Raw genomic sequence first — 19183 nt, forward strand, 5'->3', positions numbered from 1 at the left:
CAGCATCTCCACAAGGGGCATGCACATGGCAGGCAAGAATCAGAAGCGGGTCCACATCCGCAGCGTCGTCAACGCGGCGAACGTCTCGAAGAGCGACGGCAAATACATCATCCGGGACGTCTGCGGCGCGACGGACGACATCGTGATGAACCGCCGGCTGTACCCGGCCGCCGAGCTGGCGACGGGCGCGCCCAGCCTGACCGGCAAGCCCGCGCCGGCCGGCCACCCGAAAAACGCCGCCGGCCAGCACATCAGCGCTGCCAACGGTGAAGCCTTGGCCTCCGCTTGGATCGGCGCCTACTGCACAAACGTGCGCCATGAGGCGGGCCGCACCCTGACCGATGTGATCGTGAACGCCGAGCAGGCCCAGGCGTCGGTTGCCGGCCGGTCTCTCATCGAGCGCCTGGACGCCGCCATTGCCGGCACCAATGCCGAGCCCATCCACGTCAGCACCGGTGTGTTGCTGCGGGAGGTGGCTGCCAACGGCGAGAGCCGCGGCAAGAAGTACGACTCCATCGCCACCGAGCTGCAGTACGACCACCTTGCCATCCTGCTGAACGAGTCGGGCGCCGGCACGCCAGGCGAGGGCGTCGGCATGTTCCTCAACTCGGCCGGCCAGCCCGAAGAGGTCGAGACGGTCGAGGTGAACGCCGCACCGGATGACCTCCGCGGCAAGGGCCTGGCCGGCTGGCTCCACAAGCTGCTCGGTAACGGCTCCGAACTGTCGTTCGACCAGATCGATACCGGCCTGCGCAACCTGCTGCCCGAGGGCGGCTGGCCGCGTGAGGTCTATGCCCGTGAGTTCGTGTGGACTGACCGCGACGGAGGTCTGTGGAAGCAGGGCTATGCGGTCTCCGCAGATGGCTCCCTAGCATTTGTCGGCGAGGCCATGGCGGTGAAACGCAAGGTCGATTACGTACCCATCACCAACTCCCAAAAGGACGACCAAGTGAAAGAAACCATCATCGCCGCGCTCAATGCAGCCGGCATTAGCGGTGTCGCGGCGATGACCGACGCGCAGCTGCTCGCTTCGTACGAAGCCGTGAAGGCCAAGCCCCATGTCGACGCGCTCAACGCCGAGAAAGAAAAGCTGATCGCGGCCAACAGCCAGATCGCCGGCTTCGAAGCTGAGAAGACCAAGGCTGAGAACGCCGAGCGCGACAAGCTGGCCGAAAAGCTCGCGACCAACTCCTCGCTGAGCGCTGACGACTTCAAGGCCATGCCCCTGGCCCGCCTGAAGGAACTGGACGCCAAGGCCGCACCGGTGGTGATCGGCAACAGCGCGAAGAACTCGGCCAACGAGTTCGACGGCTACGACATGAACAAAGTGGAGGCATAAGCCATGAACCGTGTTTTCCGTTCCGGCAGCGGCGTGCCGCGCCCCCGCACCATCTCCGACAAGACCGTGTCCGGCGCGCTGCTGCCCGGCACCGCCGTATTCATCGGTGCCACCCAGCTGACCCAGGCGACCGCCGTCAGTGGTGGACGCCTCGGCATCCTGGGCGACCGCGACTTCTACTCGTCCGGCGGCATTGGCCTGGCCACCTCGCCGCTGCTGACCCCGTACGCATCGGGCGAGACCGGCATCGCCTACCTGCCGAAGCCCGAAGACGAATACGCGATGGCACTGGCCGCCGGCACCTACACCACCGGGCAGGAACTGACCGTCGCTGCTGCCGGCCGCTTGGCTGCAGCCGCCTCCGGGAACATCGTCGTCGCCCATTACGACCAAGCCGGCAAGACGGTCGCCGCTGGTGAACTGGCCGATGTGGTCATCACCAACTTCTACACCAAGGCCTAAGGGGTCAACATGCTCAAGTTCACCGAAGACCAACAGGCCCGAATCAAGGCCGCCCGTGTCAGCTTCAACGCCCGGGCGACCGCCATGGCTGCCAACGCTGCCATGCAGATCGAAGGTAACTCGCTGGCGATCCCGCTGGACGCATGGCGCCGCATCGATACCCGCGCACAGATGCTGGCACGCAGCCGCCTGCCGATCTTCAACCGCCTTGCCCAGGCAAGCACCATCCCGGTCAGCATCGCCGACTTGGTGAACTACTACCCACAGATGGGCGACTCCGGCGAAGTGCTGGTGTCGATGGACGGCCGCAACGCTGCCAAGGCCGACGCGCCCGAGATGACCTTCGCTGGCACCCCTGTGCCCATCCTGACGTCGAACAGCCGCATCGGCTGGCGCCAGATGGAAGTCATGCGCAAAGGCGGCGGCATGTTCGACACCGCGGCCATCGGCAACAACCAACGCCGCATCGCCGAGAAGATGGAAGACATGGTGCTGAACGGCCTGTCGTCCATCAACGTCGGCGGCAACACCATCTACGGCCTGCGCAACCTGCCGACGCGCAACACCTTCGTGCATGGCTTCGCGCTGGCTACCGCCACCGGTGCTCAGTGGCTGACCATGGTCAAGCAGGCCATCGCCGCCGCGCTGGGCGACAACCAGTACGGCCAGATCACCCTGTTCGTCAGCCAGGGCGACTACACGGCAGCCGACACCACCGATTACGCCACCAACTACAGCGGCACGATCCTGGAGCGTCTGCGCGCCATCAGCCAGATCAAGGAAATCCTGCCGGCTTCGTCGCTGCCGGTGAACGAGCTGATCGGGATCGTGGATCTGGACGCCGGCGAATGGGGCGGCATCCTGTCGGCCATGCCGCTGACGACCCGGCCCAAGACCCGGATCGAGCCGGAAGACGACTATGTGTTCGGCGTCATCGCAGCAGCTGCCCCGCAGTTCCGCAGCGACTTCGCCGGCCAGTCGGCTTTCATCCACGGCACCCAGGCTTAAGGAGCGCGCCATGCTGTACGAAATCAAGTTTCTGAAGGCTCCTTGGCCTGCTGGCGCCAAGGTGGGCGATGTGGTCGATATGCCCTACCTGCCCGCCTGGGCGCAGGGCAAGTGCAGCATCGCTCCGGATGGTGTTCGGGCGACCGTCGAGTTTCCGGAGCCAGTTGCGCCGGACGGGGTGAATCGACCGCTGACCGGTGCCGGCCAAGCGCTGCCGACCATTGAAGCGATCGCTGCCGACATTGCCGACCTCCGCGAAAAGCTGGCTGCTGCTGAGCAGGCGAAGGACGATCTGCAGCTGCAACTGCAGGGCGCCGCCGAAGCCTTTAACGAAATGTCGGAGGCCCGTGATGCAGCGGAAAAGGAGGCGGCTGACCTCCGCGAAAAGCTGGCTGCTGCTGAGGCTGCTGCAGTCGATGCGGCAGCCAACGGCAACACGACTGCGAAGAAGAAATGATCACGGCCACGCAGGCCCAGGCGTATCTGAGCGACTCGCTCGGCGTCAGCGTGCCGTTTTTTATCGTGGAGGCTGCGGTGGCCACCGTGGCAACCGTCGAGCAGCGCATGGTCGAAGCCGGCTACGACGCCACCAGGCGCCTGCTGATCCAGACCTATGCGGTGGCCATCATCGCGGCGGCCGGCGCACCCCGGCGCATCGCTTCTCAGGGTGCTCCCTCCGGCGCCTCGCAGAGCTTCAAGAACTTTGATAACAGCCTGACCCAGTTGCGCCGCACGCTGGCCGGCCTCGACACGGCCGGCATTACCGGTCCGCTGGTCGGCGCTGACCCGGCAACCAACACTCTTTTCATGGTGGTCTGCTGACCGCCGGAGCCTCCACATGCCTGACCTCTCTCAGGGCTCTCAAGCCAAAGTGTTCCTGCCTGCGGGCCGGGTGTTGCGGGTTGCCGCGGCCGGTGTTGCTACTGTGAAAGCGGATGGATCTGCCCTGGTGAACGTGACGTCCAACACGCAGGACTTTGGGCCGTTCCCGACGGTGATCCGCCACCGCGTCATTGCCGTCTCCGGACCGTGCAGCCACCACATCGTGTCCCGTGACATTCGTGAGGTGGTCGTGGCGGCAGCAGTCCCGCCCGACGCCGACGGTCGTCCCGACGGCACCATTTATCTGCCGAGCGCGTAATGGGTGCGAGCGTTAAGAAAAGCGGCGTTTATGCCGCAATGGCCGGGATGTTCGTCAAGGCTGCAGGAGCTTATCTAGGCGTCCTACCCTCCGTGATGGCTCTTCCGTCAGGCATCTTGCGGGACTTCACAATCACTCGCGTTGCTCCGGGTGTTTACGCAACTTCTGCCACGGCGGAAAACCTGAAGCCGACCGGCGGGGTCGTAAAGCAGTATTGGACGGATTCCGTCAATGGCGTGAATACAAATGCCGGCACGCAGGCGGCTCCACTGCTGAACGTTGGCACCGCGCTCGCCAAAACTGATGCAGATGTTCTCGACATTGTGATGGTCGCCCCGCCTTCGCGCATCCTCTGGGGCGCACGCGGCACCGGTGGCATCAGCCCCACTAAATCTGTGATCTTGAGAGCCTCAGACGGTGGACGCATCTGGATCAGCAAGCACACCCTGCCGGTCTGGACTAAAGACGCAACGTACAATTTCTACAGCACGCCGGGTGCGACAGGTACAGCGAACACCGGGCCGGCAATCGATCTTCGCCAGGCTGTCCTGAACGGCACGGAAGAGCTGATGCTTACGGCTGTCGCAAGTCTTGTGTCCATGCAAACCGCGCCGGCTGGTTCGTATTTCCACGACACCACCGCAGGCGTAGTGTATGTCCGTGCGCACGACGACCGGAATCTGGTGGGCGATGCGTACATGCAGGTGCAGAACAGCGCCGCGGGCAACAACGGCGCAGCAAACGTTACTGCAGCGGCCACTGCGGGATTTACCTTCTGGGCGTCTCAAGTAACGTTTGTCGGTGGAAACGCCTTTAACGCCACCAACCTGCAGACCGCAGTCGGCATTCGAGGCCGCCTGGTTATGGACCGTGTAAACTTCATAGGATCAGGCGGTTCCAACGGACTGGCAATTACGGGGGCCTATGACTACTACTCGTTCTATGAGCGTCTGTCGTGGAACTTCCGTGATGCCGAGAACATCCATGCGAATGCTTCGGGCGTGACGCATGCGAGCTATTTCTACAGCACGGTGCTGTCACGAAACGGTTACAGCGGCACCGCAACAGACAATGCGACCACGGGGCATGAAGGCTGCACCGCGCTCATGATGATGTGCAAATACGGTGGCAGTGATGGCCGTGTGGTGGCATTCATCGACGCATCCCGTTTTGTGATGTACGGCGGCGAGGTGCGCCCATCTGCGCGAACCGATGTTGCCAGTGCCAGCGTCCAGATTGCCGGCACTGGAGCGGCGTTCCTGTACGAGGTCAATGTTCTGCCGGCACCTGGCGTCCCCATTGTTTTGGATGCCAGCAGCGGCGGAACAATGGACTGCTATGGCATGGCATAACGGCATTGGCTAAATCTGGCGTTGTGAATTCCAATCCTATGCCGGCATAAATGCACACCCTCACCGCAGAAACCGGTGAGGGCGGGACGACGCAAGCAGTCAATGTTGCTCCTTAATCTATCCGCCTGCGGAGATATTACGCACGTCTGAAATGACCGAATCCGCCTGGATTTTCGAGGTCTGGGCGGTCTACTATCATTCCCCAGCCGCCCCTACGGTTGTCAATCATTAGCGACCCCACGCTTACACCTACTGGCGTGTCTCTGATCATTTCAACGAGCTGCCCGTCGCGAATAAAATACCCGTTCGCCTTTCCGTCTTCAAATGCTCCACGAGCCACTTTTAGTTCTGTATTCGTGAGCATCATTTCCAGTGCTATTTCGCCGGCTGCGTCCCGAAGCGTTATCGTAGATCCAATGTACGTGTAGTCCCAAACTTGGGTGGATACCGTCACCTCACCTTCTAAAATCTGCAAACGGCAATGGCCGTTAGCATCGATCTGCACTAACGACGGAGAAACCCAGCCGTCCACCGCTGTTATGCTTATCAAAGACATTCCATTTACCCATAGCACATGGTACTGACCATTGCCATTTGGAAACGTGGTGTACCCCAGGTTCGATCCTAATGTTACGGCGAAACTAAAATCTTTTGGTAATGCATACCCAGCGGTATGACTTCTTGTTTTATTAAAGGGTTCATTGCGCCACTTGCGAACAAATTCTGCGGATATCTTTCCCGTCGTCTTCATGCCATGATGTTGTTCACATAGCAGCGCCAAGTTATCCAGCTCGTGCTTTTGGACGACGTTGTATTCTTCTATGTGGTCATAGTGAAAAACCGGACTGCCGCATATGACGCACCCGAAGTAGCAAGCTTGCCGAACAGCGCGCTTAAGTGGTAGGGGTATTGCAGCTCGGTCCATTCATTACTCCGTTTGAAATTAGATTTTCAGGCGTCGCGCTATTCCGGCCGGCAAGCGTACCCTGTGGCAGTGCATTAGTGGGCGCTTATTCGTAGCATCTGCTGAATGTCCTCAGCCGCCCACTTCAGCTACACCTCCCGCGCAACCATCTGGCCCAACCTCGGTCGTGACGACTGGACCGGCCTGAGCACCTACGGCCCGCCCCAGACGTTCGCCTGCGACTACACCGCAGAGTCCGAACGCATGACCGATGCCAAGGGCATCGAGTTCACAACTCGGCAGGTGCTTTTCACAGAGCTTTCGACCGCCAAGCAGGGCGACATGGTGCTGATCGGGGCGTCGGCGGTGGTCAGCCCCATCCAGGCCGGCGCCCTGGAGGTGCGGGCGGTGACGCGGTGGGCCGACACCTTCCAGAACGAAGCGGACGACTACAAGATCATGTCGTAGGCCAGTCTTCCTAGCATTCGTTGGATGGCTTTCAACGGCGTCAAAATCAACAAGGTCAGGCTGACCAACAACCTGCCGAAGTTCGTCTCGGAGGTTGAGCGCAAAGCCGCGCGGTCGGTTTTGCAGTCGCTGATTCTGGGCGGCTCCGAAGCCAGTATGCTGACGCCCATCGCCACCGGCAACCTGATCAACAGCCGATACAACCAGGTGACCAAAGAGGGCACCAAGATCGTCGGCAGCACCGGCTACACCGCGGACTACGCCATCCCGGTCAACGACCCGGATGTGAAGCAGAAATTCCGCCGCCCCACGGCGAAAAAAGAGTTCCTGCGCCTGGGCTTCGAGAACGCCAAGCCGCTGATCGATGCCGTCATCAAGGGCACGCTGAAGACATGAGCGCCGCCGACTCCCTGCGCGACTTCATCGCCCCGCTGCTGCTGGGTTGGCGCGTCCAGTTTGGCCGTTGGCGCGATGACGGCGGCGGTTACCGCTACGCGATTCTGCGGCCCGCAGGTGGCCTGCCTGCAGAGCTTGTCCGCCGGCCGGCCTTCACGCTGACGCTGGTCGGGGCCGAAAACGAAGAGGTGTCTGTCGCCTCCAATGCCGCCGACGCCGTCATTGAAGCCATGCGCGCGAGCAGCGGCGACCTGGTCTTCATGCAGCCGGCCGAGCCGGTCTACCAGGCCACCGATGACGGCCGGTCTGTTTTCGAAATCGCCATCTCGGCAATTACCAACTGAGGAATCACTATGTCTGGAGCTTTTACCGGCCGCGACACCGTCATCAACTTCGCGATCGCGCTGCCCGATGCCGACCCGGCCGGGCTGACCTTCAAGCGGCTGGGCATGATGCGCGGCAAGTCCATGAAGATCAGCTGGGACACCGTCGACACCACTGCCGACCAGAGCCCGGCCTTCACCAAGACCAACCTGGTCACCTTCAAGTCGGGCGAATTCTCGGGCGACGGCGTCAGCTACGACGACGACGTCTACAGCCAGAAGGATTTCAAGGCGCACGCCATCAGCCCAGGTGTGGAAACGAACAACCAGCCGATGGTCTGGCTGCAGATGATCGATCCGGACGGCGACATGTACCAGGGGCCTTTCATCATCAGCGAATGGTCGGATGACCGGCCTTATGCCGATGCTGCCACCTGGAGCATTTCCGGCATGAGCAATGGCGAAATCGCCTACGTGCGCGCAGATTAAGGAACCGACATGGCTGCCATCTCTTCCATCAACGCTGGCCAGGCTGGCGTCTTCGCTGCGCCAATCGCAACGCTCTCGGCCGACGACATTATTTCGTTTAAGCCCACCAAGAAGCAGCTGCTCGTGCTGACCAACACCACCGGCGGCGCCCTGAGCGCAACGCTCGATGGCACGGCCGCCACCACCGTCGCCGTCCCCGGTGTGGGCAGTGTTTCTGTCGCCGCCGGCCTGGTCATCCCCCTGGCCGCGGGCGAGTCGAAAGCCGTGGTCTTATCCACGGTCAGCGCCTACTGCAAGGGCGTAGTGCACCTGCTCGGCGGCGCGGGCATCAAGGCCCAACTCTTCGACTTCTGAGCCATGTTGGTCGAATCCGGGTTCGTCCGGGCCATAACCCCGGACGGCTCGGAATTCACTTTCGCGCCGTCGTTTGGCCGCATCGCCACGCTGGGGGATCCCCAGGCCATCGTCGCGCTGTACGTCGGCCTGTTCGGCGCCGACGCTGAAGCCAATGCCCGCTATGTGCTGGGCTGCCTCTGCGAACAGGACGACCCGACCGCGCTGCTGGGCTGGATGCAGCCAGGCGAGGGCGCCGCGCTGAAGTGGCATGCAGGCTCGATGCCCCTCTCTGAGCAGGTGTTTATTGCCCGCCACCTCATGCAGCACGGCATCGCTGGCAAGGCCCAGCCAGACGGTAAGGGCGACGGGAAATACTCTGACCGCTTCGACGCCGCCGAGTACGTCTCCGCCGCGCGCGTGCACTTGGGCCTGTCCAGCGCCGACGCCGAGGCCCTGTCGATGACCGAATTCCAGACCATGCTGGAGATGAAGTTCCCCGAGCAAAACAAGAAGCGCGACGTGCCCAGCCGCGATGAATACGCAAAGGCGTTGACGAACCTGCAGGAGAAACGACGTGGCTGAAAAAGTCGGTGAGATTTACTACGACGTCACGCTGGACACCGGCAAGCTGCTGGTGGAGGTCCGCGTTGTCACCGACCAGCTCGACAAGGTCGGGAGGGAAGTCGACAAGCTGCCCAGCAAGTTCAACGCCGTAGCCGCCGCCGCAAAGGCGCTGGCCGCCGCATTCGCCGTGATCAAGGCGGCGCAGCTGGCCGATGAGATCCGGCTGATGGCGGCCCGGGTGGAGGTGGCCGCCGGCAGCATTGAATCCGGCTCGGCCGCAATGGCCCAGCTCATCGCGATCAGTCGCACCACGCAGACCGCTGTCGCCGGCAACATCGAAGTCTTCACCCGGCTCAACCAGTCTCTCCTGCAGATGGGCGGCACGCAAAGCGATACGCTGCGCATCACGGAGCTGTTGGGCAAGGCGATCAAGGTGTCCGGCGCGTCGGCGGTCGAAGCCAAGGCCGCAATGCTGCAGTTCGGCCAGGCGCTGGGTTCCGGCAAGCTCCAGGGTGACGAGCTGCGCTCCCTCATGGAGAACGCGCCCTACCTGATGCGCCAGCTGGCCGATGGCATCGGGGTTCCAGTGGGCGCGCTGAAAAAGCTGGGCGAAGAGGGCAAGCTGACATCCGACGTGGTGGTCAACGCGCTGAGTTCTGCGGCTGGCCGGATCGAGGCCGACTTCGCGAAATTCCCGCAGACCGTCGGCGGCGCATTTCAGGTGATGATGGACGCCGGAGGGCGCGCCAATGAAAAGCTCGACCAGCTGACCGGCACAAGCACCGTTCTCACTGGTGCGTCGCAGGGCCTTGGCCAGGTGCTGGAAAAGCTGGCCGACCAGTTCGGTGCCGTGAATTCGGAGGCCGGCACCCTCGGCCGCAACGCTGCGGTGAAGACCTGGGCGGACGAGACCCGCAACGCTCTGTCCTATGTGGTCGATGCGGCCGACATGGTGTGGCAGACGCTCAGCGTCCTGGGCCGGAACGTCGCGTTCGTGTTCACCGGCATCGGCAAGGAAATCGGCGGCATCGGCGCGCAGATCGCTGCGGTGATGCGGGGCGACTTCGCGGGCGCAAAGGCCATCGGCAAAGAGATGACGACCGACGCCGCCCAACGCCGCGCAAAGCTCGATGCTGAAGACGCGAAGACGTTGGCCAAGCGCAAGCTGTTCGGTGAGCAGATGCGCGAGGCATGGGTGCAGGGCGCAGGCGGCGGTCGCGGGTCGATCAATCCGACGGCTGCACCCTCAAAGCTCAAGGCGGTGCCCGGTGCGGCCGACAAGCCCAAGGCCGGCAAGAAGTTCGATGCCGACGGCTACCTGTCCGGCCTGTCCGCCGCAGCGGCCACCGAGTGGGACCGCGTCGGGATCATCGAACAGGAGGCGCTTCGCAAGAACGCCGAGCACCTGGCCGCCGGCCAGATTACCAAGAAGCAGTCGGAAGATGCGATCACGCTGATCACCGAGAACGCCCGCCAGGATCGTCAGAAGATCATGGACCGGGAATTCGATGCCGCGGTGAAGGACGGCGAGCGCCGATTCGATGAGCAGAAGCGCGCCGAAGAGAAGATCAACGCCGAGCGTAAGGCCGCGCTGGAATACGCTGCCAGCCTCACGCGGGCCATCAACCCGGTCGACGCCCTGCGGCAGGAGCTTGAGGCAAAGCTGGACCTGGTGAAACAGTACGAGACCATGATGGCGGCGGCCGGCGTCGATGCTACGGCGCAGGGGGTGGCGGCGCGCACGCAGATCCAGAACGAGTATGAGAAGCAGCGGCTCGCTTTGGCGGAGGCCTCTTTCCGTTCGCAGAGCGAATCCAATGCCCTGGTGGTCGACTCGCTCAACGCGCTCAGCAGCACTGGCGCGAGCGCCATCGTGGGGCTCATCAACGGCACGATGACCCTGTCCGACGTGATGCGCAGCCTGGCCAACACGGTGACGACCGAGGCCGTCGGCGCCCTGATCCGCGTCGGCATGGAGATGGTCAAGAATTCCCTGCTGGCGAACACGCTGGCGTCTGCCGACCAGGCGAAGAAGGCGGCGATGGGTGCCGTCTATGCGGCCAGCGTCGGAGCCCAGGTCGCAGGGATGAGCGCACTGGCTGCGCAGAATGCCTTCGCCGCGACCGCCGCGATTCCGATCATCGGCCCCGGCCTCGCGCCGGCCGCAGCTGCCGCCGCAGGGGCTGCAGCCGCCGCGATCGGTGCGCCTGCCGTTGCCTCGGCCCCGCTGGCAGGCGCCAGGATGTATGGCGGCGGCGTCAATGCCGGCGGCATGTACCGCGTGAATGAAACAGGCGCCCCGGAAATGTTCACTGGCAGCAACGGCCAGCAATACATGCTGCCGACCAAGTCGGGCCAGGTTACGCCGGCAGATCAGGCAGGAGGCGGGGTGCAGTGGACGATCAACATCAACAACACTGCGGCAGGCACGCAAGCAACGGCCTCAGTGAACCCTGATTCAAAAACCGTTGAAATTGCCGTGGCCATGGTTGCAAACCAAATCCAAAACAGGGAAGGAAAGGTTTGGTCGGCCCTTAAAGGCACGACCAACGTGCGCGGCGCGGGCTTGTAAGCGCTACTTGCGAGGCTGGTCCAACACAGCCGATGGCTGACCAGCGGCGAGCCCGGTGCCGGTGCCGAAGTTGCTTGTGCTGCTGCTGGTATCCAGAAGGCGGTCGGCGGCATCAAAACGCAGGGTCATAGTGTTGGAGTTGCTGTCCGCGCCACCCACGAAGGCGCCCACAATGGGGATGAGCGTTTCCGGCCGCACGCGCGATTCGTAGTGGCTGTAGATCACGATCGACGTGTTGTCGGCCAACCGCATCTGCATGGTCGGCTTGCCCAGTACGGCCATGGCCTGGGCCTTGGTGGTTTCGCCCGCCTTGAATGCGGCCACTTGTTCGTCGGTGACTTTGACGCCGCTGGCGGCACAACCAGCTAGCGTCAAGACGAAGAGGGTGGTGGCGAATTTCAGCATGTGGGCTCTTGTTGGATGGTCGGATGATAGATGGGCGACTCCCTAACATCCCCCAGGTGCCAGTCGCCTACCCCTCAACCCTCCCACTTCTCCAGCGCGCGGCGAAGAGCCGAACCCAGCCGGCTGCGTTCTCGATGGCTGACCCTCGGCGTGGGCCCGGCTTTGCGCAGGCTTCGGGAACCGATACGCCCGTCTTCTGGGTCGCGCAATTCAAGTTCAGCACGGACCAGGCGGTGGCCTTCCAGCTGTGGTTCACCCAGCAGATCGCGCGCGGGCTGGACTGGTTCACGATGCCGATCAGCACCGAATTCGGCCTGCAGACCTTCCTGTGCCGTTTCCTGGCTGACGGTCTCGGCGACGCAACCGAAGACGGCGGCGTGTGGACGTACAGCGTCAAGCTGATGACGCGCAAGCAGCTGATCCCGCAGAGTTTCATCGACGCGCAAGACATCATCCTGGGCCTGCCCGACTGGCGCGGCTGGGCAGAGTTCCTCGACCGCACGGTGAACGAAGCGCTTCCGGAGGCCTGATGGACCGAAAGGAATTTTGGTCCTCGAAGAGCCCGCTGCCGGTCTATCAGACGGTGGTCTTCGAACACCCGGCCTGGGTCTCGCCGTTCCGGCTGGTTGCCGACCAGTTCGAGTCTGTCACGCTCGGCGGCCAGGTGCACCAGCCGGCGCCCATGACGATCAAGCCACCGGACCAGTCGGGCGATGCCACGGCCAAACTGACCCTGGCATTCCCCCGCATCGTGGTGGGCCGCGAGTTCAAGAAGCAGCTGCGCATGGTGCGGGCCTATGGCACGCGCGATCCCATCCGGTGCACCTACAGCGTCTACCTGGATGACCTGACCACACCGGCCATCACCTGGCGGCTGTACGTCTCCGATGCGGGCGGCGTGACGTTCAACACCGACTCGGTGCAAGTGTCGGCCACTTTGGACAATCCCATGCGTCGATCGGCCGCGGTGATCTACACGCCTGACGTCTTCACGGGTCTCGAGCTAGTCTGACGTTCGTAGCATCTGGCAGGGTGGAAGCACTACTCACACCCGACCAATTCGCCGCGCGCACCGTCGGCATCCCGTGGGTCCGCTGGCGCTCCGACTTCGACGCCTGCGACTGCTACGGGTTGATTGTCCTGTGGTTCCGCCATGTGCTGGGCGTCGACCTGGGCGCCGTGCCGCAGACCGACATTGCCGAAGGATTCAGCCAGGCCACCGGCTGGATTGAATGCCCACCCGAAGCAGGCGCCACCTGCTGGATGGCCTGGCGCGATGGTGCCCCATCACATTGCGGTGTGCTGCTCACGAGCGACATGGTTCTGCACGCGCAGGAGAACGATCGGCAGCCGCCCGGCAGCGTACGGGTAACCCGCCTCTCCATGATCGAGCGCGCGTATGGCCGCCTCACTTTCTACCGGTACGCGCCTTGCTCACCATCCTGAATGACCCGGCCGGCGCTTCCGGCCGCCACCGCCACCCGTGGGACTTCACCGTCTCCATCCAGGCCAACATAGAACGCCATCTGCTCGCTGGCGGCGAATGCAAGGTGCTGGCCAACGGCTGCGAAATCGACCCGGCCACGGATCCGTTGATGGACCGCTACCCGACGATCGCCGACTTCATCACCGTGCAACGCCGACCGGAAAGCGGCGTTGAACTCGGCTGGTGGGTGCTGGCTGCGGTGGTGGCTTCGGTCGCAGTCACCTTTGCCCTGATGCCCAAGGTCGCCGGCACCACCACCGGCAACGACAGCCCCAACAATCAGCTGACGGCCCAGACCAATCGGCCGCGCGCCTACCAGGCTATCCCAGACGTCTACGGGTTGCGCCGCGTCTGGCCCGACATCATCCAGCCGGGCACCGTCGAATACATCGACAACATCAAGTACGTCACGGAGTGGATGTGCGTCAGCCTGGGCAAGGGCACCATCACCGCAGTCAACTACGCCGAGACGCCGATCGGAGACATCGATGGCGCGAGCTACGAACTGTTCGAGCCGGTCCCGTCCGGCGGCTATCCCGAGCTGGGAGCCACGACGCTGCTCGACGTGCTGGAGACGTTCGAAAGCGACGAGGTGAACGGCCAGGAGCTGGGGTACGCCGTCCCTTATGCGAATGTCATAGCCGTCGGCAACTATGTCGCGGTCACTGATGAAGATTCTTTCACGATCACCGTCCCCAATGGGAGCCACCTCGACCAGCTGAAGAGCATGGCGCCCGACGGCACGGTGTCGGTGGCCTTCACTGTTGAAAGCGGCGGCGAAGATGGGCCCGTCATCCGCAACCTGACGGGTGTTCTGCTTTCGTATGAGGTTGTCGGCAGCTCCTGCGTTTTCACGATCTCGAGCGAGACCTGGACGGAAGACGAGACGTTCGCGGGCGTCGGCCTCACGATCACCCTCGACCGCGTTACCGAAATCACGCTCGGCCCGTACACGCTGCCGGTGACCGCCTCGCGGATGCGCTGGAACACGGTGTTTCTCCGCGGCCTCAAAGGCTCGGTCGACATCCGCGCCGAGTGGTGGCGGGTCGACAGCAATGGCGCTGAAGTGGCCGGCACCCGGCAGAGCCAGATCAACACCTATGCGGCGGACAGCTACGACCAGCAGTTCCGCACCACCGATGTGGTGCCGTTTGGCGGGAATGGCCGATACCAGATCCAGTTCACCAGGTTGACGCCACAACTTGGCGATGGCGGCACTGATGTGGCAAAGCTAGAAGAGCTATACGCGGTCCGCCACTACCCGACCAAGGTGCTGCCAGGCGTGACCGTGATCCGGGTGACCACCAAGGCCACCACCGAGGCCACGGGCTTCAGCGATCGGAAGTTCAACGTGCGGTGGGCGCGCCATGTCCGGACGCTCACGTCCGATGCTCTCAGCGCATCGCGCAACTTCGGCCGGGCCATGGCGCACATATGGACCTTGGCCGGAAACAGCATCACCGAGCTCGACACCGACAAGCTGGCGGCGATCAATGGCGAACATGGCGAGGACGCTTACGTACTGCGTTTCGACGCCAGCCTGGACGATGCCGACATGAGCCTGGGCGAGCGCATGCAATTGGCGGCCGATTCAGCCCGTTGCGCGCTGTGGCGTGATGGCCAGAAGTGGACGGTTACCCGCGACCAGGCGCGCAGCTATCCCGAGCTGCAGCTGGATTACCGAAACCTGGCCGCCGGCGGCGAATCGGCCATCAGCTATGCCGCGCATCTGCCTGCCAGCAATGACGGCGTGGAGGTCGAATATGTGGACGAGACCACACAATCGAAGAAGGCCTATGTCCGTCTGGACATATCCACCGGCGCCGTGGTCGTGGGCGAATCCGCCAATCCACTGAAGATCAAGATGGCCGGCTGCACGACGCTGTACCAAGCGAACGACCGCGCCCAACTGGAAGCCCGCAAGCTGCTGTACCAGCGCGAGAGCGTCAGCGACACTGCGCTGAACGACGCTGCATCGCTGGGCGTGGGCAGTCTGGTCCGATGGATCGACCCCAACGACTTCGCCGGGGACGACGGCCTGCAGGCGGGCGAGGTGCTCGCGATCAGCGGCAACTTCATCGCCACCAGCGAGCTGCTGGACTGGAAGGGCCAGGCGGAGGGCCGCATCTTGTTCACCGGAGCCGACGGCCGGCATATCGGATCGCCGCTGCCTTGCTATCCGGCCGGCGACCTGGTGGAAGTCGCTCCGCTGCCGGCTGGCGTCTATATCGCCGACGCCGAACGCCAGCTGGGCAGTCGCTACGCCTTCGCGGTGGGCCTGACGGATGCTGAGGTGGAGTCGGCCGGCCTGTACGTGGCCACCTCGATCAAGCCCAACTCAGCAGGGGAGTTCGCCCTGGCGCTGGCGCAATACGACGGAAGGGTTTACGCAGCGGACAGTTAGCAGCGACCCACTCCGAACCTATGGGCGACTTCCGCGATTTTCGCGGCGGTCGCTTTTGCACGCCCCTACCTAGCATCTGTTGTCCATGACGACACCAACCACTAGCCAGGTCCCGAGCACGGCTCCTCAGGACTTGCTTTTCAATGCCGAAAAGCTGGATGAGGTAGTCAATGCTCCGAGTCCAACATTTCGCGATCGGTTCGGCCGGGTTAGGCAAACGCTCTCCGGTGTTTTCACTTGGATCGTCTCCGAAGCTCAGATCGTGCTGGGCGGACTGGGGTATTTGCCGCCTGTAGCCTACGCGGCTGGCATCTTGATAAACAACTCCCGAAAGACCGTCACTTTCGGCGGTGTCACCTTTGCGGCCAATGCCGACGCGATTCCTTTCACCACTTCCGGGACTTTCGAGGCCGACAAGTTCCGCGTTGTTCAGGGCGCCACCTGGACTGATCTGGGCTTGCCAGGCGCTGCCGACCGAGTCGCTTTTGCGCGCGCCGCCGCAGGTGCTGTGCCTGGCGATGTGGGCAGCGAGCTGCGTCAGACGGTCAGCGTCAAGCAATGGGGCGCGAAGTGCAATGCGTACTTTAAGAACGATTCCGGCTTTTGGCAGGACGAAGGTTGCACGGTCCCGGCTACCGATGACACGGCTGCTGTGCGCGCTGCGGCTGTCTGGGCCATCGCAAACCGCATGGATATCGAGGTGCCAGGCAAGTGCCTGATCCGCGACAGTATTTACGTCAATCAGCCCGAGCCGGCCCGTACGTTTCTTCGATATTTCCGGGTTAAGTCGATGTCGGGTGGTGGCCTTGTCACCGACCGACCGATCAAGCTTTTTTCTTCGACAGTGGCGGGTTTTGTTGCCTCGCACCTGCTGTCGCTGGTCGATCTGACCTTTGAAACGCACATTGCGGATCTTGATGCGCACGTCTTAGACGTCGACAAAATTCTTCGGGCCGAATTCCGACACTGCGACTTCGTCAAGGTGAAGGCTTTCAAGGGAGCAAGTGACTTTGGCGTCGATGGCGGCGGCCAACCGGTCGAAGGCTACGTGCAGTCCGTTTACTTCTACGGTTGCAACGCTCGCCATTGGAAAGGTCGCTTTGCGTTCGGACCACGCTCTTACGACGTGCAAGTCATTGGCGGCATGTATGAACAAGGTGACGGGGATGCATTCGTCCTGTACGAAACCCGGGGCTGTAAGTTCTTCACCATCATCGAGGGCCTGGAGAATGGCACGGCTATCGTTGCCACGCGCGCACGCGGCATCGATATCTGCCTTTACGCCGAGAAGAACCGCTGCGACATCGACCTGCGGAGCGTTGAAGCTGGCGACACCGCCGGCAATGAGGCTCGAGCTGTGTGCATTCACGGCAGCTACTTCGTCAACAGCATGGGCCTTCCGCACATTCTATGGGGCGCCGCAACGGCCTGCGTCAGCCTGGCGAACTGGGGAACGGACGCGACCCACGTATTGCACGACCTGCTCCCCAATTCTCAGGTCGAGATCAACGACAAGATGGACGGTGGGGCGGCCACTTCCAATCGTGATGCCATCGCTCACCGCGGCATCCGCCAGAAGGCCAATTACACCGGACTCTCGGTGCGCACGACGGATTCCCCGTCTTACACCGTCTCCCAACTGGACTGCGAGTACACCACCGCTGGCAACCACGTCACGCTCTACCTGTCTTGCGTGCTGACCGCGACGGCAAATACGACGGCTGGCTATTTGTGGTTGTCCGGCTTCCCGTATGACATCAAGGCGGCGGGCCGCGCGTGTGGCACGGCTCGAATCAACGGCGTCATGTATCCGATGGCGACTGTCAGCGTGCCACCCATCAGCGCGCTTTCCATCGAACGAATCATCCCAGCTCTCACCGCCGGCCAGTCTGTGGCGGTCATGGCCGAGATTCTTTACATCTCCGCTGCGGACACCACCACCTAAGGCAAGCAATGACTATCTCCAACAACACGAGGCACCAGGTGAAATTCGACGGAACCATCAACCTGGGGCACGTCCTCAGTGCCCTGGCAATGTTGGCCGCTGGCTTCGGCGCGTACAGCAATCTCGACAAGCGAACTGACATGAACACAGCGGCAATCACGGCCGCCGCAGCAGACAGCACCGCCAGCGAGACCCGCCTGATGGCAGCAATTACCGAGGTGAAGAACGCCCAGGCTGACACCAGCAAGAAGCTGGAAACCATTCAAGTAACCGTCGCCGTGTTGCGCGACCGGACTTCCACGCCGGCACCCCCGGCCTATCACGGAGAAAAACGATGAAACTAATCGACGACTGGAAGGCCATCGCACCGAAGCTCTGGAGCGTTCGCCTGTCTCTGTTGGCCGCAGCCGGATCGGCCGCCGAGGCAGCTTGGCAGACCTATGCGACCGGCCAGAAGCCTGTCATCGCGCTCATCACCATGGCGGTGTCGCTGGGGGCTGCGGTGTCTCGCATCGTGGCGCAGCCGGGTTTGTTCGATGGCTGAGGTTCGGCAGCAGCCTAGCTTCAAGGGCAGGGCTGCCGTGGCCGCTGCGGCGGTGGTCGTTGCTGCCGCCATCGCAGCACCGGCCGAAGGCCTCTACACAAAGGCCTACCGCGATCCCGTGGGCATCCCGACGATCTGCATGGGTTCGACCCGTGGCGTGCGGATGGGTGACACGAAGACGATGGCTGAGTGCCAGGCGATGCTGACCGTAGAGATGCGCGAGGCAATCGACCAGGTCGAACGTTGCAGGCCCGGGCTGCCGGTGGGTGTTCTGGCAGCGTTCGGTGACGCTGTCTACAACCTCGGCCCGGCCATCGCATGCGACTCGATGAACTCGACCGCCGCCCGCTACCTGCTTGTAGGCGACTACCAGGGTGCTTGCTACCAGTTGCCGCGCTGGAACAAAGCGCGCGTCATGGGCGTGCTGGTGAGCTTGCCGGGCTTGACGAAGCGCCGCGGCGTTGAAATGGATGTGTGCCTGAAAGGGCTGGCATGACTACCGGCCGCGTCATCCTCCTTGCGTTTCTCGGCATGGCCATGGCCTTCGCCGCCGGCACTTGGTACGGCGCCGGCGTTGGCGAGGACCGCGAGTTCGCCAAGCGCGCCCGTGAGGACGCCATCGTCGCCAGGGCAGGGGAGGCCGCGCAACAGGCCGCTGCCAAGGCCATCGCCGCTAATCGACCGCGGCTGGTCACCATCAAGCAGGAGACGGAACGTGAAATTCAGACGAACACTATCTACGCTCAGTGCCGCCATTCTCCTGAGCAGCTGCAGCGCCTCAATGAAGCCCTCACCGGCCGGGCCGTCGGCGCTGGTGGTGGCGAGTTGCCCGGAGTTGGCGCCGCTCAGTGATGACAGCTTCGGGACCACGACAGCGAAGCTGATGGAGGTGGGCGGGCAGTACCGTGAGTGCCGCACCGCAGCTCTCGGAGGCACAGAAGCGTTGTCGAAATGAGATAGGCCGCAGGCGCAGCCTACATGCGGCTGTACGCACATCAATACCGCTATAAGTTTTTGATGCGCCCTACACCGTAGATTAGTGGAT

General features: G+C 62.9%; 25 protein-coding genes. 23 read left to right on the plus strand and 2 right to left on the minus strand.

From position 1 onward, the window contains the following. Window positions 1-25: 25 nt before the first annotated feature. The 7 genes from AC3ANW_RS08725 to AC3ANW_RS08755 are packed head-to-tail and all read left to right on the plus strand — an operon-like array spanning window position 26 to window position 5302. A complete protein-coding gene (locus AC3ANW_RS08725; protein WP_488344791.1) occupies window positions 26-1339 on the plus strand; it encodes a hypothetical protein in 1314 nt (437 codons plus the stop codon). Window positions 1340-1342: 3 nt separating this feature from the next. Then, window positions 1343-1801 carry a hypothetical protein gene (locus tag AC3ANW_RS08730; protein ID WP_488344792.1) on the plus strand — a complete coding sequence of 153 codons (459 nt, stop codon included), beginning with the start codon at window positions 1343-1345 and terminating at the stop codon, window positions 1799-1801. 9 nt (window positions 1802-1810) lie between these two features. After that, window positions 1811-2809: a major capsid protein gene (locus AC3ANW_RS08735; protein ID WP_488344793.1), complete on the plus strand. Its 999-nt coding sequence runs from the start codon at window positions 1811-1813 to the stop codon at window positions 2807-2809. A 10-nt stretch (window positions 2810-2819) separates the two neighbouring features. Continuing rightward, complete coding sequence (locus tag AC3ANW_RS08740) at window positions 2820-3266, plus strand: hypothetical protein (RefSeq protein ID WP_488344794.1); 447 nt, start codon at window positions 2820-2822, stop codon at window positions 3264-3266. Then, window positions 3263-3631, plus strand: a complete 369-nt coding sequence (locus AC3ANW_RS08745; RefSeq protein ID WP_488344795.1) for a DUF7370 family protein — start codon at window positions 3263-3265, stop codon at window positions 3629-3631. The genes AC3ANW_RS08740 and AC3ANW_RS08745 overlap by 4 nt, the downstream gene beginning before the upstream one ends. 16 nt (window positions 3632-3647) lie before the next feature. Next, entirely contained in the window at window positions 3648-3950 is a 303-nt protein-coding gene (locus AC3ANW_RS08750) for a hypothetical protein (protein WP_488344796.1), read from the plus strand. Continuing rightward, complete coding sequence (locus tag AC3ANW_RS08755; protein ID WP_488344797.1) at window positions 3950-5302, plus strand: hypothetical protein; 1353 nt, start codon at window positions 3950-3952, stop codon at window positions 5300-5302. The genes AC3ANW_RS08750 and AC3ANW_RS08755 overlap by 1 nt, the downstream gene beginning before the upstream one ends. Window positions 5303-5438: 136 nt before the next feature. Here the strand turns inward: AC3ANW_RS08755 and AC3ANW_RS08760 are convergent, their stop codons facing one another. Continuing rightward, window positions 5439-6227: an HNH endonuclease signature motif containing protein gene (locus AC3ANW_RS08760; protein ID WP_488344798.1), complete on the minus strand. Its 789-nt coding sequence runs from the start codon at window positions 6225-6227 to the stop codon at window positions 5439-5441. Window positions 6228-6332: 105 nt separating this feature from the next. Here AC3ANW_RS08760 and AC3ANW_RS08765 point away from each other — a divergent pair, with 105 nt between their 5' ends. The 7 genes from AC3ANW_RS08765 to AC3ANW_RS08795 are packed head-to-tail and all read left to right on the plus strand — an operon-like array spanning window position 6333 to window position 11354. Continuing rightward, window positions 6333-6674 carry a hypothetical protein gene (locus tag AC3ANW_RS08765; RefSeq protein ID WP_488344799.1) on the plus strand — a complete coding sequence of 114 codons (342 nt, stop codon included), beginning with the start codon at window positions 6333-6335 and terminating at the stop codon, window positions 6672-6674. 24 nt (window positions 6675-6698) lie between these two features. Then, on the plus strand, window positions 6699-7070 hold the full coding sequence (locus tag AC3ANW_RS08770; protein ID WP_488344800.1) for a hypothetical protein: 372 nt from the start codon (window positions 6699-6701) through the stop codon (window positions 7068-7070). Further along, window positions 7067-7414, plus strand: coding sequence for a phage tail termination protein (locus AC3ANW_RS08775; RefSeq protein WP_488344801.1), 348 nt, complete (start codon window positions 7067-7069; stop codon window positions 7412-7414). Before AC3ANW_RS08770 ends, AC3ANW_RS08775 begins: the two co-directional genes overlap by 4 nt. Before the next feature lie 9 nt (window positions 7415-7423). Further along, window positions 7424-7882 carry a phage tail tube protein gene (locus tag AC3ANW_RS08780; protein WP_488344802.1) on the plus strand — a complete coding sequence of 153 codons (459 nt, stop codon included), beginning with the start codon at window positions 7424-7426 and terminating at the stop codon, window positions 7880-7882. A gap of 9 nt (window positions 7883-7891) precedes the next feature. Next, window positions 7892-8236, plus strand: coding sequence for a hypothetical protein (locus AC3ANW_RS08785; protein WP_488344803.1), 345 nt, complete (start codon window positions 7892-7894; stop codon window positions 8234-8236). 3 nt (window positions 8237-8239) lie between these two features. Continuing rightward, window positions 8240-8800: a DUF6246 family protein gene (locus AC3ANW_RS08790; RefSeq protein WP_488344804.1), complete on the plus strand. Its 561-nt coding sequence runs from the start codon at window positions 8240-8242 to the stop codon at window positions 8798-8800. Beyond that, the gene (locus AC3ANW_RS08795; RefSeq protein WP_488344805.1) at window positions 8793-11354 is read left to right on the plus strand and encodes a tape measure protein; all 2562 of its coding nucleotides are present in this window, start codon (window positions 8793-8795) and stop codon (window positions 11352-11354) included. The genes AC3ANW_RS08790 and AC3ANW_RS08795 overlap by 8 nt, the downstream gene beginning before the upstream one ends. A gap of 3 nt (window positions 11355-11357) precedes the next feature. On the opposite strand, the gene bamE is transcribed toward AC3ANW_RS08795, so the two are convergent. Beyond that, complete coding sequence (gene bamE, locus AC3ANW_RS08800) at window positions 11358-11759, minus strand: outer membrane protein assembly factor BamE domain-containing protein (protein WP_488344806.1); 402 nt, start codon at window positions 11757-11759, stop codon at window positions 11358-11360. Between the two features lie 134 nt (window positions 11760-11893). Between bamE and AC3ANW_RS08805 the strand changes: the two genes are divergently transcribed. The 9 genes from AC3ANW_RS08805 (at window position 11894) to AC3ANW_RS08845 (ending at window position 18990) form a co-directional block, all read left to right on the plus strand. Continuing rightward, on the plus strand, window positions 11894-12289 hold the full coding sequence (locus tag AC3ANW_RS08805; RefSeq protein WP_488344391.1) for a hypothetical protein: 396 nt from the start codon (window positions 11894-11896) through the stop codon (window positions 12287-12289). After that, window positions 12289-12771 carry a DUF1833 family protein gene (locus tag AC3ANW_RS08810; protein WP_488344392.1) on the plus strand — a complete coding sequence of 161 codons (483 nt, stop codon included), beginning with the start codon at window positions 12289-12291 and terminating at the stop codon, window positions 12769-12771. Before AC3ANW_RS08805 ends, AC3ANW_RS08810 begins: the two co-directional genes overlap by 1 nt. Window positions 12772-12791: 20 nt before the next feature. Continuing rightward, a complete protein-coding gene (locus tag AC3ANW_RS08815) occupies window positions 12792-13205 on the plus strand; it encodes an NlpC/P60 family protein (RefSeq protein ID WP_488344393.1) in 414 nt (137 codons plus the stop codon). Next, complete coding sequence (locus AC3ANW_RS08820) at window positions 13190-15649, plus strand: host specificity factor TipJ family phage tail protein (RefSeq protein WP_488344394.1); 2460 nt, start codon at window positions 13190-13192, stop codon at window positions 15647-15649. Before AC3ANW_RS08815 ends, AC3ANW_RS08820 begins: the two co-directional genes overlap by 16 nt. Window positions 15650-15734: 85 nt before the next feature. After that, the gene (locus AC3ANW_RS08825; protein ID WP_488344395.1) at window positions 15735-17594 is read left to right on the plus strand and encodes a hypothetical protein; all 1860 of its coding nucleotides are present in this window, start codon (window positions 15735-15737) and stop codon (window positions 17592-17594) included. Window positions 17595-17602: 8 nt separating this feature from the next. Further along, window positions 17603-17932 carry a hypothetical protein gene (locus AC3ANW_RS08830; protein WP_488344396.1) on the plus strand — a complete coding sequence of 110 codons (330 nt, stop codon included), beginning with the start codon at window positions 17603-17605 and terminating at the stop codon, window positions 17930-17932. After that, window positions 17929-18138, plus strand: a complete 210-nt coding sequence (locus AC3ANW_RS08835; protein ID WP_488344397.1) for a DUF7940 domain-containing protein — start codon at window positions 17929-17931, stop codon at window positions 18136-18138. The genes AC3ANW_RS08830 and AC3ANW_RS08835 overlap by 4 nt, the downstream gene beginning before the upstream one ends. Then, window positions 18131-18634 carry a lysozyme gene (locus tag AC3ANW_RS08840; RefSeq protein WP_488344807.1) on the plus strand — a complete coding sequence of 168 codons (504 nt, stop codon included), beginning with the start codon at window positions 18131-18133 and terminating at the stop codon, window positions 18632-18634. Before AC3ANW_RS08835 ends, AC3ANW_RS08840 begins: the two co-directional genes overlap by 8 nt. Beyond that, a complete protein-coding gene (locus tag AC3ANW_RS08845; RefSeq protein ID WP_488344399.1) occupies window positions 18631-18990 on the plus strand; it encodes a hypothetical protein in 360 nt (119 codons plus the stop codon). The genes AC3ANW_RS08840 and AC3ANW_RS08845 overlap by 4 nt, the downstream gene beginning before the upstream one ends. The last annotated feature ends 193 nt before the right edge of the window (window positions 18991-19183 follow it).

It is taken from the genome of Xylophilus sp. PBN-3R (assembly GCF_057747805.1).